The sequence below is a fragment of the Phytoactinopolyspora endophytica genome (assembly GCF_004138495.1).
Classification (GTDB): domain Bacteria; phylum Actinomycetota; class Actinomycetes; order Jiangellales; family Jiangellaceae; genus Phytoactinopolyspora; species Phytoactinopolyspora endophytica.
In genome coordinates, this window is the sequence record NZ_ML142858.1 from 21,378 (window position 1) to 34,224 (window position 12,847).

The 12,847-nt window shown below is 67.3% G+C and carries 13 protein-coding genes; 6 read left to right on the top strand and 7 right to left on the bottom strand.

The window, feature by feature from the left end; translation table 11 throughout:
- Both ELR45_RS41060 and ELR45_RS19165 read left to right on the top strand, forming a co-directional pair.
- The coding region (locus ELR45_RS41060; protein WP_240759874.1) for an FAD-binding protein at positions 1-1,154 on the top strand (1,154 nt) is incomplete at its 5' end.
- Positions 1,154-1,918 carry a succinate dehydrogenase iron-sulfur subunit gene (locus ELR45_RS19165; RefSeq protein ID WP_129667814.1) on the top strand — a complete coding sequence of 255 codons (765 nt, stop codon included), beginning with the start codon at positions 1,154-1,156 and terminating at the stop codon, positions 1,916-1,918. The genes ELR45_RS41060 and ELR45_RS19165, both read left to right, overlap by 1 nt.
- 38 nt (positions 1,919-1,956) lie before the next feature.
- Here ELR45_RS19165 and ELR45_RS19170 read toward each other — a convergent pair whose 3' ends face one another.
- Positions 1,957-2,412 (bottom strand): GNAT family N-acetyltransferase, encoded by a 456-nt coding sequence (locus ELR45_RS19170; RefSeq protein ID WP_129667959.1) that lies wholly within the window; start codon positions 2,410-2,412, stop codon positions 1,957-1,959.
- 162 nt (positions 2,413-2,574) lie between these two features.
- Positions 2,575-2,931 (bottom strand): YciI family protein, encoded by a 357-nt coding sequence (locus ELR45_RS19175; RefSeq protein ID WP_129667815.1) that lies wholly within the window; start codon positions 2,929-2,931, stop codon positions 2,575-2,577.
- 308 nt (positions 2,932-3,239) lie between these two features.
- Here ELR45_RS19175 and ELR45_RS19180 point away from each other — a divergent pair, with 308 nt between their 5' ends.
- Together ELR45_RS19180 and ELR45_RS19185 are read left to right on the top strand one after the other, a co-directional pair.
- Positions 3,240-4,250, top strand: coding sequence for a sigma-70 family RNA polymerase sigma factor (locus ELR45_RS19180; protein WP_276320704.1), 1,011 nt, complete (start codon positions 3,240-3,242; stop codon positions 4,248-4,250).
- Positions 4,251-4,274: 24 nt separating this feature from the next.
- Entirely contained in the window at positions 4,275-5,726 is a 1,452-nt protein-coding gene (locus ELR45_RS19185) for an MFS transporter (RefSeq protein WP_129667817.1), read from the top strand.
- A gap of 41 nt (positions 5,727-5,767) precedes the next feature.
- Here ELR45_RS19185 and ELR45_RS19190 read toward each other — a convergent pair whose 3' ends face one another.
- The 4 genes from ELR45_RS19190 to ELR45_RS19205 form a co-directional block, all read right to left on the bottom strand.
- Positions 5,768-7,006 carry an RNA polymerase sigma factor gene (locus tag ELR45_RS19190; protein ID WP_129667818.1) on the bottom strand — a complete coding sequence of 413 codons (1,239 nt, stop codon included), beginning with the start codon at positions 7,004-7,006 and terminating at the stop codon, positions 5,768-5,770.
- A 26-nt stretch (positions 7,007-7,032) separates the two neighbouring features.
- Positions 7,033-7,401, bottom strand: a complete 369-nt coding sequence (locus ELR45_RS19195) for a YciI family protein (protein WP_129667819.1) — start codon at positions 7,399-7,401, stop codon at positions 7,033-7,035.
- Between the two features lie 276 nt (positions 7,402-7,677).
- Positions 7,678-8,280 (bottom strand): YdeI/OmpD-associated family protein, encoded by a 603-nt coding sequence (locus ELR45_RS19200; RefSeq protein ID WP_129667820.1) that lies wholly within the window; start codon positions 8,278-8,280, stop codon positions 7,678-7,680.
- Position 8,281: 1 nt separating this feature from the next.
- On the bottom strand, positions 8,282-8,698 hold the full coding sequence (locus ELR45_RS19205; RefSeq protein WP_129667960.1) for a VOC family protein: 417 nt from the start codon (positions 8,696-8,698) through the stop codon (positions 8,282-8,284).
- 143 nt (positions 8,699-8,841) lie between these two features.
- Between ELR45_RS19205 and ELR45_RS19210 the strand changes: the two genes are divergently transcribed.
- Together ELR45_RS19210 and ELR45_RS19215 are read left to right on the top strand one after the other, a co-directional pair.
- On the top strand, positions 8,842-9,789 hold the full coding sequence (locus tag ELR45_RS19210; RefSeq protein ID WP_129667821.1) for a helix-turn-helix transcriptional regulator: 948 nt from the start codon (positions 8,842-8,844) through the stop codon (positions 9,787-9,789).
- A gap of 138 nt (positions 9,790-9,927) precedes the next feature.
- Complete coding sequence (locus ELR45_RS19215; RefSeq protein ID WP_205856869.1) at positions 9,928-10,401, top strand: hypothetical protein; 474 nt, start codon at positions 9,928-9,930, stop codon at positions 10,399-10,401.
- An 85-nt stretch (positions 10,402-10,486) separates the two neighbouring features.
- On the opposite strand, the gene pcrA is transcribed toward ELR45_RS19215, so the two are convergent.
- Positions 10,487-12,847 (bottom strand): DNA helicase PcrA (gene pcrA, locus ELR45_RS19220; protein ID WP_240759877.1); only part of this gene is annotated, 2,361 nt, incomplete at its 5' end.

Genomic DNA, 12,847 nt, shown 5'->3' on the forward strand with positions numbered 1-12,847 from the left:
CCACCGGCGGAGCCGGCAAGGTGTACAAGACGACGTCCAACGCGCACACACTGACCGGCGACGGGATGGCGATCGCTTATCGCCGTGGTGTGCCGCTGGAGGACATGGAGTTCTTCCAGTTCCATCCGACAGGGCTCGCCGGACTGGGCATCCTGCTCTCCGAGGCGGCGCGCGGCGAAGGTGCGATCCTGCGCAACAGCGACGGCGAGCGGTTCATGGAACGGTATGCGCCGACATTGAAGGACCTGGCACCGCGCGACGTCGTCGCCCGAGCCATGGCCAACGAGGTCCGCGAAGGGCGTGGATCCGGGCCTAACAAGGACTACGTCCTGCTCGACCTCACCCACCTGGAGCCGGCGCACATCGACGCGAAACTGCCGGATATCACCGAGTTCGCCCGCACCTACCTCGGCATCGAGCCGTATACGGAGCCGGTCCCCGTCTTCCCGACGGCGCACTACGCGATGGGTGGCATCCCGACGACGGTGGAGACCGAGGTGCTCGCGGACAACGAGCGGGTGCTGCCCGGGATGTACGCCGCGGGCGAGGTCGCGTGCGTCAGTGTGCATGGCGCCAACCGGCTCGGCACCAACTCGCTGCTGGACATCAACGTGTTCGGCCGTCGGGCCGGGATCGCGGCGGCAGCGTTCGCGGCCAAGGCGCCGTGGGTCGAGTTGCCGGAGTCGCCCGAGGCCGAGACCGTGGCCATGCTGGAAGGCATGCGTGATCGCCAAGATGGTGAGCGGGTCGCCGATATCCGTCGTGCCCTGCAGGAGACCATGGACGCCAATGCTCAGGTCTTCCGTTCGGAAGCCACTCTGAAGCAGGCGCTGGCCGACATCGCCGGCCTGCGCGAGCGGTATGGTCGCGCATCGGTGCAGGACAAGGGGAAGCGGTTCAACACCGACCTGCTGGAAGGTATCGAGCTGGGTTTCCTGCTGGATCTCGCCGAGGCGATCGTCACCGGTGCGCTGGAGCGGAAGGAGTCCCGCGGCGGCCACTTCCGGGAGGACTACCAGAACCGCGACGACGTCAACTACATGCGCCACACCATGGCGTACCGGACCGAGAGCTCCGAGGGCAGCGCCGGAGTCCGGCTGGACTTCAAGCCCGTCGTGATCACCCGTTACCAGCCGATGGAGCGTAAGTTCTGATGACGTTGACCACCGAGGCTCCCGCCCAGGAGACGCCGGACGCCGGCGGTATCCCGTCGTTCCAGGTGACGTTGCGACTGCGGCGATTCAACCCGGAGTCGGACACCGAGGCGCGCTGGGAGGACCACACCCTCACCATGCACGGCACCGACCGTGTGCTGGACGCCCTGCACAAGATCAAGTGGGAGTACGACGGCTCGCTCACCTTCCGCCGTTCCTGCGCGCACGGCATCTGTGGCTCGGACGCCATGCGGATCAACGGGCGGAACCGGCTGGCCTGTAAGACCCTGCTCAAGGACCTCCCGCTGGACAAGCCGATCTCGGTGGAGCCGATCAAAGGCCTGGCGGTACTCAAGGACCTCGTGGTCGACATGGAGCCGTTCTACGAGGCGTACAAGTCGATCATGCCGTTCCTCGTCACCAGCGGGAACGACCCGAGCCGGGAGCGGCGGCAGTCGCCGGAGGAGCGGGAACGCTTCGACGACACCACCAAGTGCATCCTCTGCGCGGCCTGCACCACGTCCTGCCCGGTGTACTGGTCCGACGGGCAGTACTTCGGCCCGCAGGCGATCGTGGGCGCGCACCGGTTCATATTCGACAGCCGGGACGAGGGCTCCGAGGAGCGGCTGGAGATCCTCAACGACCGCGAGGGCGTGTGGCGCTGCCGGACCACGTTCAACTGCACCGACGCCTGCCCCCGCGGCATCGAGGTGACCAAGGCGATCCAGGAGGTCAAGCAGGCGCTGCTGTTCCGCCGCGTCTAGCTCTCAGTGCGTCCCGCGCTTGTCGCGTGCCCACAGGGTCAGCGGCAGCGAACGTCGGCTTGGACGTCCGCGCCCGGCAATCGCACCATGTAGATGTCGATCGGGTCCTGAACCTCCACGGTGAACCCATGGCGCTCGTACAGCCGCCGGGCGGCGCTGCCCTGCAGGACGTTGAGGCGGACGAGCAGGCCATCGGCATCGGTCCGGTCCAGCAGTGTTCGCAGGACGGCCGAACCGAGCCCCCGGCCCTGGATGCCTGGGGCGAGATAGAAATGCTCCAACCACTGCCCGTCCTCGGCCGGCCGCAACGTCACGCAGCCCGCGAAAGTGCCATCGGCCAAGATGATCGACGCGTGCTGTGGGGAGAAGGAGTCCCGCAGCCGCTGGCGGACCCTATGCTCGTCGAACCGACCCAGTCGCTCCAGGTCCTTGCGCATCACCATGGCTCGCAGCTCAGCGATCGCCTCGACATCTGCTAGCTCCGCGGGGCGCATGGCCCATTCCATGGGCCGCTCCAACTTGGAGCCAGGCACCACCTGGCTCGCCTGCATCTCGTCCGCCTGGGTACTCGCATCCACGGCTGGATTATGTCAGTGCGCCGGCGGTGGGCCAACGCCACCGCCGCGACGACCTCCGCGTTCATGCATGATCCACCTTCACTCGTGATCCACGACCGGACGGATTTCCACTCCACTGTGGCCAGCGTGTACCTCCGGCAGTTGGTACGCCAACCCCATCGCCTCATCGAGGTCGTCCGCCTCCAGCAGGTAGAAGCCGCCCAACGCCTCCTTCGTCTCCAGGAAGGGCCCATCTGTCGCGGTCACCCGACCGGCCCCGTCCGAACGCAACGACGTCGCCGTCGTCGCCAGTTCCAGCTCCTCGCCGCCGGCAATCTTCGAGCCGGCGTCGGCCCTGAATGCGGCATGCGCCGCTTCGTGCGCCTCCCGCTCATCCGTGCTCATCGCTCCCCACTGCTGGTCATCCCCGTAGATCAGGATCATGTACTTGGCCATCTCGCCATCCCATCACTCTGCGGCCCCGAATGGGGCCTTCTACCTCACTGACGAAGTGCACCCACTCCGAATCGACGCCCGGGACGAAGAATCTTGGTCGAGTTCCGGCGCCGCTGTCCGGCCTGCGTGCGACGGCGCCGGACGACGTCCGCTCGCAGGGTTCCTTGACTCACGTAACGCTTGGGCCGACCCCAAGCACTCCAAGCGTTACCTGAGTCAAGGAACCCTGAGAGTCGTGCGCGCCCCCTGGTGGCGTGCGGTTCGGACTGCCGCGATTCTTCTGGGCCGTCCTCCGGGTCTATATATGTGTGATACCCACACACGTACAGAACCGAAGAGCGGCGATGCCGGACGACGGCGAGTTCGCTGCGCTCACCGAGCCGTTCAGGCGCGAGTTGCTGGCGCACTGCTATCGCATGCTGGGCTCCGTGGACGACGCCGAGGACCTGGTCCAAGAGACGTATCTGCGGGCCTGGCGGTCGTATCAGGCCTTCGAGGGCCGCTCGTCGCTGCGGAGCTGGCTCTATCGAATCGCGACCAACGTGTGTCTGACCGCGCTCGAACGTCGTGACCGGCGCCCTCTGCCCTCCGGCATCGGTGGGCCGAGCGACGACGCCGGGCTGTCCATCGGGCCGGCGCCCGACGGCGTCATCTGGCTTCAGCCGGCACCGGACTCGTGGGCGAGCTCAGGGGCGCCGGATCCAGCGGCCGTGACCAGCTTGCGGGGCAGCCTTCGTCTCGCACTCATCGTCGCGCTCCAGCACCTGCCGCCTCGGCAGCGGGCCGTCCTGATTCTGCGGGACGTGCTCGATTGGCGGGCGGCCGAGGTCGCCGACCTGCTCGACACCACGACGGCGGCAGTCAAGAGCACCTTGCAGCGGGCCCGGGCGCAGCTGAATGCGGTGGCACCGGCCGAGGACGGCGTCGCTGAGCCGCGGGAGCCGGACGCGCGTGTGTTGCTCGAGGGATACATGAAGGCTTTCGAGAACGCCGATGTCGATGCGCTCACACGTCTACTGCTCGAGGACGCCACGTTCGAGATGCCGCCGTTCTCGGAGTGGCTGGCCGGGCGGAAGACGATCGGGCAGTTCGCCTCCGCGCGTATATTCGGCGCGCCCGGCACGGTGCGCATGGTGCCCACGACGGCCAACGATCAGCCCGCCGCCACTGCATACCGGCGCGCCGACGATGGCGTCTACCACGCTCATGCGATCCATGTGCTGACCACGACGTCGACCGGGATCGCCCGGGTCGTGGCGTTTCTTGACCCCGGTCTGTTCACCACGTTCGGCCTGCCCGCGACGCTGACCCCGGCCTGACGACAGATAGAGGACCACATCGATATGTCAGACACGACGGATATTACCGGCGCCACCCTTGTGGGCTCGCCGGACGGCGCCGGCGCCGCGCGTTCGCGCCCAGGATGGGCGCTGGTACTCGCGGGGTTGGGAGCGTTCCTGGCCTCGCTGGACGTGGTCGTGGTGGCCACGGCCTTGCCGACGCTGCGGGTCGACCTGGGTGCGAGCCTGGCAGACCTCGAATGGACGATCAACGCCTACAACCTGGCCTTCGCCTGCCTCATGCTGACCGGTTCGGCGATGGGCGACCGGTTCGGCCGCCGTCGGATATACGTCGTCGGCCTTGCCGTCTTCAGTCTTGCCTCTGCCGCTTGCGCCATGTCGACCGGGGCCGACGCGCTCATAGCGGCGCGGTTGGTCCAGGGAGCTGGTGCCGCACTCGTCCTGCCGCTGACGCTCACACTCATCAGCGATGCGTTCCCCGTCGAGAAGCGGGGGGCGGCGATCGGCGTCTGGGGCGGGATCACCGGCCTCGGAGTGGCGGGCGGGCCAGTGCTCGGAGGCGCGATCACCGAGGGCATCGCCTGGCAGTGGATCTTCTGGATCAACGTACCGGTCGGGCTCGTCATGATCCCGGCGTGCATGCTGCGGCTGCGGGAAAGCCGTGGTCCCCGGCCGCACTTGGACATCACCGGGCTTGTACTCGTCGCGCTGGGGCTGTTCGCGCTGACGTGGGCACCGGTGAGAGCCCCTGTCATCGGATGGAGCAGCCTCGAAGTCATCGGCTCGCTCGTGGTCGGAGTGCTGTTCGTGACCGCCTTTCTCAGATGGGAACGGCGGGTCGCCCACCCGATGTTGCCGCTGGCGTACTTCCGGCTTCGCGGGTTCTCCGCCGCGAACGCGGTGATCTTCTTCCAGTTCCTGTCCCTTCTCGGTGCCCTGTTCATGATCACTCAGCTGTTTCAGACAGGACTTGGCCACAGTCCCTGGGAGGCAGGCCTGCGCATTCTGGTGTGGACTGGCATGCCCATGCTGGCCGCACCGGTCGCCGGCGCGCTCGCCGACCGTTTCGGTACCAAGCCGTTCATGCTGGGCGGCCTGCTCCTGCAGTCGTTCGGGCTGGGGTGGCTCGCCGTCGTGGTGGAGCCTGGTGTGGCATACGGCACCCTGGTCCCGTCGCTGGTCATCGCGGGTGCCGGCATCGGAATGATCTTCGCGACGACGGCCAGTGCGGCGACGTCCGCTGTCCCGGTCGACGACACCGGCGTCGCGGCCGGGACCAACACCGCGTTTCGGGAGCTCGGCGGCGTGTTCGGTGTCGCGATCCTCGCGGCCGTGTTCGCCCACTACGGCGGGTACTCATCGCCGGACTCGTTCATCGACGGGTTCACGTCCGCCATGTGGGTCGCTGCGGCCGTGCCGCTCATCGGTGTCGTCGCCGCGCTGTTCGCGCCGTCGAGAACCGAGGGCGTGCATGCCACTCAACTGCGCTTGTGAGGTGGGTTTCCCGGCTCTCTGGCGCTTGAGCTGAGCGACGTTCAGCCTGGCAGGTGAGTTCGGACCTCGGCGAGGCGTTGGGCGAGAAAGGCGTGCTCGACGTCGTTGCCGGTGAGTGCGAGTGCTTCTTCGTAGGCGAGCGCGGCGTCGCTCCAGCGGTGGAGCCGGCGGAGGAAATAGGCACGGGCGGCACTGACGTAGCCATAGGTGGCCAGGAGCGGCTCGTCGCGGAGCGGGCCGAGCGCGTCCAGGCCGGTCTGCGGGCCGTCGCGTAGTCCGATCGCGACGGCTCGGTTGAGCCGAACCACGGGCGAGGGCGACAGCCGTAGCAGAGTGTCGTACAGCCCGACGATCTCGGACCAGTCAGTGTCGTCCCAGCTGGGTGACTCGGCGTGTACGGCGGCGATCGCGGCTTCGACGGCGTAACGAGTCGGCGGTTGACGGCTGAGCGCGCCGGTCAGCAGGGCGACCCCTTCCTCGATGAGCTGCGTGTTCCAGCGTGTGCGGTCCTGCTCGGACAGGAGAAGCAACCGGCCGTCGGCGGACAGCCGGGTGTCGGCGCGAGCATCGTTGAGCAGCAGGAGTGCGAGAAGGGCGCTCACCTCGGCGTCGGCAGGTATGAGGACGTGTAACAGGCGGGCCAACCCGATGGCGCTGTCGAGCAGATCGCGGCGGACCAACTTCCCACCGATGGGGGCGGAATGGCCGGTTGTGAAGATCAGGTAGACGACCTCCAGGACGGCGCTGACCCGTACGGCGAGGTGATCCGGGGACGGGACGCGATACGGGATCCGGGCCGTGGCGATCTTCTTCTTGGCGCGGGTGATCCGCGCTGCCATGGTCGGCTCCGATACCAGGAACCCGCGGGCCACTTCGGCGGTCGACAGGCCGCACACAAGCCGTAGGGTCAGCGCGATCTGCGCTTCCTTGGACAGTGCAGGGTGACAGCAGGTGAACACCAGCCGCAACCGGTCATCGTCCAGCACGGCCTCCGGGCCGGGCACCGAACTATCGGCCGCGAGCAGCGGCATCGCCCGCCGGAACGCCGACTCTCGCCGCAGGACGTCGCGGGCACGGTTGCGCGCGATCGTCGTCAACCACGCGCCCGGTCGCGCCGGGATACCGGTCTGCGGCCAGGTCTGCAGCGCTTGTGCGAACGCGTCCTGGGTGCATTCTTCCGCCAGATCTAGGTCCCGGGTCACCCGCGCGGTGGTGGCGAACACCTGGGCCCAGTCGCGGCGGTGGGCCGATGCCACCGCCGCGACGACCTCAGCATTCATCCGTGCCCACCGTCCTGCGTGATCTACTACCCACGCTCGTCACGGTGATCCACAACCGGGCGAATCTCCACTCCGCTGTGGCCGGCGTGCACCTCCGGCAGCTGAGATGCCAACCTGATCACCTCGTCGAGGTCGGCCGCTTCCAGCATGTAGAAGCCACCCAATGCCTCTTTCGTCTCCAGGAATGGCCCATCCGTCGTGGTCACCCGTCCGGCTCCATCCGAGCGCAACGACGTCGCCGTCGTCGCCAGTTCCAGCTCCTCGCCGCCGGCAATCCTCGAGCCGGCGTCGGTCCTGAACGCGGCGTGCGCGGCTTCGTGCGCGTCCCGCTGCTCCGGGGACATCGCTCCCCATTGCTGGTCGTCCCCATAGATGAGGATCATGTACTTGGCCATCTCACTATCCCATCACTCCTTGGCCCCGGTTGAGGCCTTCTACCTCACCGACGAAGTGCACCCACTCCGAATCGACGTCTGTGATGAAGAATCTTGGCCGAGCTCCGGCGCCGCTCTAAGGCGTTCGGGGCAGCGCACCGTGAGCACAGCCGTATGGCCACGGGGCGCACAGCGAAGTTTGGTAAGGATATTTAGCTAGCCATCACGTATACCAAACTCCGGGGGCGCGGCTCGTGCTTCCGTTGGCGACGCCTCGGGGAACAAGTGGCAAATGCTTCAGTTTGACGGAATTAAGCCACCCGCGGCGGACCGGGTTCCGGGATGATTGGCCCGGATGTTCACCGCCGCGAGGCTAACCGTCTGATCGATCCGGCGTCGCCTGGTCTCGGGCTTCTTCGCCTTCACTATCCACTCCAGGATCAGCCGCTTCGAGGAAGGCGGAAAACGCTCGAAGTTCGTCCAGGCGGCCTCGTTCCGGTCGAACGCTGTCTGCAGGTCGTCGGGTATGGCCGAGACCTCGTCATCCGGCAGAAGCTGCCAGGTTCCGTTGGCCTTGGCCATATCGATCAGGGCTTGGCCGTGCTCAGTCATCAGACCTTGCTCGATCATCTCGGCGGCTCGCCGGCGGTTCGGCCGGCTCCATGTGCTGCGCGGGTTGCGCGGCGTGAACCGAAGCTGGGAGCTGGTCGAGTCGCGTTTACGATGCAGGCCGTCGATCCACCCGAAGCACAGCGCATGTTCGATGGCCTCGTGATATCGCAGGCTCGAAGTGCCGCTGTCCTTGTGGTGGATGACCAGCCAGACCTCCTTCTCGGACCGGCCGTTCTGCTCCAGCCATTCGCGCCAGACCGTGGCACTGCTCGCGACGACGGTGTTCATGTCACGCTCCTGCCTGCGATCCGAGAACGTCCAGGTAGTGCTGGTTGTACATGATGCCGAGGACGTTCCCGAACGGGTCGATCACGGAGGCGGTGATGAATCCGGGCCCGCGCTCGATCGGTTCCTGGTGGACGGTGGCACCGAGGGAGAGCAGTCGCTCGTAGCTGGCATGGACGTCGTCCACGGCCCAGTACATGACCACGCCGCCAGGGCCACTGGCCGCGCCCTCGGGTGCATAGCGTCGGTCGATGATGCCCAGCTCGTGCTGGTAGTCGCCGATGCGGAACTCGACGTAGGCGGGCGGTCCCTCCTCCGGCCTGACGAAGTACGGCTCGGTGTCAAGCAGCTCCGCGTACCAGCGTGCTGCCACCTGTGGGTCGTCGGCCCAGTAGTTGATGGTGGTGAATCCTCGCAACATCGTTGTTCCCTTCTTTGGGGCGGCGGTGCCGTCGTGTGTGTCCGTGACTTCCGTGCTGCCCATGAGCGCCGTCTTCTTCATGTCTTCCATCATTCGCCTTAAAGTGCTCACCAACTGAGCACTTTGTTTGGCACACTTGAACGATGCGCGCGGATCGGCTGGTAGCGGCCCTGCTCCTGATGCAGTCCCGGGGCCAGGTGACGGCGTCCGAGCTGGCCGCGGAGCTCGAGGTGTCCGTGGCGACGGCGCGACGTGATCTGGAGGCCATGTCCGCGGCGGGGATTCCCGTATACCCGCAGCCCGGGCGCGGTGGGGGCTGGTCGCTCGTCGGTGGTGCCCGCACCGACCTCAGCGGACTGTCGGCGACGGAGGCGCAGGCGTTGTTCCTGCTGGTTGGTCCGGCCGCGGCCGTCTCCGATGAGGCCAAAGCGGCGCTGCGCAAACTCGTGCGGGCGTTGCCTCAGACGTTCCGGGCCGACGCCGAGGCTGCCGCCAGCGCCACGATGATCGACCCCACCAGGTGGAGCGAACGTGAGCGCCGCCGTCCCGAGGTGGTGGACCTGCTACAGAACGCCGTGATCCGCCGTCGGAAGGTCCGGTTGAACTACGTCAGCGGAGCCCGAGAGCGAACCGAGCGGCTGGTCGACCCTTGGGGCCTGGTCGACAAGGACGACGTCTGGTACCTGATCGCCGGCACGGAGCGAGGGCAGCGCACGTTCCGGGTCGACCGGATCGAGGCTTTCGAACCAACCGGTCAGGAAGCCGAGCGTCCGGATGACTTCGAGCTCGCCGCCGCGTGGGAGCGGGTCGTCGGCGAGGTCGAGCAACGGCGCTCACGCACGTGGGCGACGGTGCTCATCGAGTCCCGGTTCCTTGCGATACTGCGTGACCATTTCGGCCAGCACTGCCACACCGACGGCGAGCTTGACGACGGGCGCGTCCGGGTTCGCCTCGCCGCGCCGACCCCGCTGGACATCGCCCGGAACCTCGCGGGCTGGGGCGCGACGATCGACGTCGTCGAACCACAGTCCGTCCGAGCCGAGCTAGGACGTATCGGCACCGAGCTTGCCGGCCGCTATATCACGCCCTAGTGCGACGCACTGGTGCAGAGCACCGATACCCGCGTAAATCCCCTGTTCAGCCCACTGCCTGAGGAGCGCCCGACCAAGTAGGGTATGTCGCACCATCGCGCTAGTGCTGGCGGACCGCGAACATGAAAGGGCTGCTGGGTGAGACGAATCCTTGTCGCCATAACGGCAGCGTTCGTCCTGGTGATCGGTGCGGTTCCGGCCGCTCACGGGGCCGGTCATGCTCCGCTGCCGACGGCGACGAGTGCATTGCCGCTCGTCGGACTCTGCGGCTCGTCGTACAACCATGCAGGCCACTATCCGATCGAGGCATCCGGGACCACCATCGGCTATATGGACGTCTACTTCTCGTGGCACACAAGACGGAACTGCCTTGTGACCAGCCACGGAGGGCCGGCCTACGGGATACGGGCGTATACCGAGGCGAGGATCAGGCCGAGCGGGTCCAGCTGGCCGAGCTGCCCGTCGAGCCCTGGCTGTGACGGCGATTTCTACTCGTTCTATGCGGGCCCGGTGTATACGCCGATGGGCGTTGACATGACGGGCCGGTGCATCGACATCACCGCGGCTGTCGAATGGACGTCACAGGCGCACAGCGGCGTGCACTGCGGTTGACGGCAGCGAATGGGTAGCGGCGAGGCACCTGTGCACCGGCGTCGCGGGGTTGCTGGCACGCGCTGGACTGCCGGAGAGGTGGCGCCTATAGCTTCTCGATCGGGGCGTAGCGGAGCATCAGGGTCTTCAGGCCCTCGTCGCCGAAATCGACGGTGACTTGGGCCTGTTCGCCTTCGCCGGAGGTCGCGACGACGGTGCCGAGACCGAACGCGTCGTGGTTGACCCGGTCTCCGGCGGAGAGCATCGGGACCGCGCGGGGTGGGGCACTGTTCCGGCCGAGGCGGGGAGCCTTGGGTGTGGTCCAGCGAGACTGGTCCGCTTCGGTGCGTCGCCAGTCCACCAGCTCGTCGGGGATCTCGCCGAGGAACCGGGACGCCGGGTTGTGACTGGGCGCGCCCCAGGCGCTGCGTACGGTCGCGCGGGAGAGATAGAGCCGCTCGCGGGCCCGGGTGATCCCGACGTAGGCCAGGCGGCGTTCCTCTTCCAGCTCACGTGGCTCGCCGAGGGACCGCTGGTGCGGGAAGACACCGTCCTCCATACCGGTGAGGAACACCACCGGGAACTCCAGCCCCTTGGCCGTGTGCAACGTCATCAGCGTGACGACACCCTCGTGCTCATCGCCCTCGGGAATCTCGTCGGCGTCGGCCACCAGACTGACCCGCTCCAGGAACCCGGTGAGCGTGCCGGCCTCCTCGTCGGCCTGACTGACGTCGTACTCCGCGGCGACGGCGATCAGCTCGCGCAGGTTGTCCACGCGGGTCTCGTCCTGGGGATCGTCCGACTCGTCCAGCTCGGCCATGTAGCCGGTCCGCTCCAGGACGGCTTCCAGGATGGCGGCGGGGTCGGTGTCCTCCTCCGCCATCTTCCGCAGCTCGTCCGCCAGCGCGACGAACCCCTCGATCGCCTTGACCGAGCGGGCCGCGATCCCGGGTGCGTCGGCGGCGCGGCGCAAAGCCTGCCAGAACGTGATGCGCTCGCGCTGCGCCAGCGCGTCGATCATCGCTTCCGCGCGGTCTCCGATGCCTCGCTTGGGGACGTTGAGGATGCGCCGCAGTGAGACGGTGTCCTCGGGGTTGGCCAGGAACCGCAAGTAGGCCAGGGCGTCCTTGACCTCTTTGCGCTCGTAGAACCGCACCCCGCCGACCACTCGGTACGGCAGTCCCACCCGGATGAGGATCTCCTCCAGCACCCTGGACTGTGCGTTGGTGCGGTAGAAGATGGCGACGTCGCCGGGGTTGGCGTGGCCCTCGTCGCCGAGCCGGTCGATCTCCTCGGCGATGAACTGCGCTTCACCGTGTTCGTCGTCGGCGACGTAGCCGACGATCTTCTCGCCGTCCCCGCTCTCGCTCCACAGCCGCTTGGGTTTGCGGCCCTCGTTGCGGGAGATGACCGTATTGGCCGCGGAGAGGATGGTCTGGGTGGAGCGGTAGTTCTGCTCCAGCATGACCACGCGGGCATCCGGATAGTCCTTCTCGAACTCCTCGATGTTGCGGATGGTGGCGCCGCGGAACGCGTAGATCGACTGGTCCGCGTCACCGACCACGCACAGCTCGGCCGGCTCCACCGGCGGCGCACCCGGATCGCTCGAGCCGGTTTCCGCGCCCGCCCCGCCCACCAGCTCGCGGACGAGGACGTACTGGGCGTGGTTGGTGTCCTGGTATTCGTCGACCAGGATGTGCCGGAACCGGCGACGGTAGTGCTCGGCCACGTCCGGGAACGCCTGCAGCAGGTTGACCGTGGTCATGATGAGGTCATCGAAGTCGAAGGCGTTCGCGTCGGTCAGCCGCTGCTGATACATCGCGTACGCTTCGGCGATGGTGCGCTCGTGATGGTTGCTCGCCTGGGCGGCCGCGGTCTCATGGTCGATGAGCTCGTTCTTGAAGTCGCTGACCGCGTAGCTGAACTTCCGCGGCGGATAACGACGCGGATCGAGGTCGAGGTCGCGGCAGACCATGGTCATGAGCCGCTGCGAATCGGCCTGGTCATAGATGGTGAACGACGACGTGAACCCGAACCTCTTGGCCTCACGTCGCAGGATGCGCACGCATGCCGAGTGGAACGTGGAGACCCACATGATCTGAGCCCGCCGCCCGACGAGCTCGGCGACACGCTCCTTCATCTCGCCGGCCGCCTTGTTGGTGAAGGTGATGGCGAGGATGGAGCCGGGATGGGCGTCGCGTTCTCCGAGCAGGTGGGCGATGCGACGGGTGAGCACCCTGGTCTTGCCGGACCCGGCGCCGGCCACGATGAGCAGCGGCGGGCCCTGATGGGTCACCGCTTCACGCTGCTGCGGGTTGAGTCCCTCGAGGATGTCGGCGGCGTCGGTCCGGCGCCGCTCGCCGTCGTCCTCCGCGCGTTCGCGCTTCCGCCCGGCTCGCGCGGAGCCACCGGAGACGGCGGCCAGGGCGCCGGCGGAGTCGCCGCGCGGACCGGCCGAGGACCGATC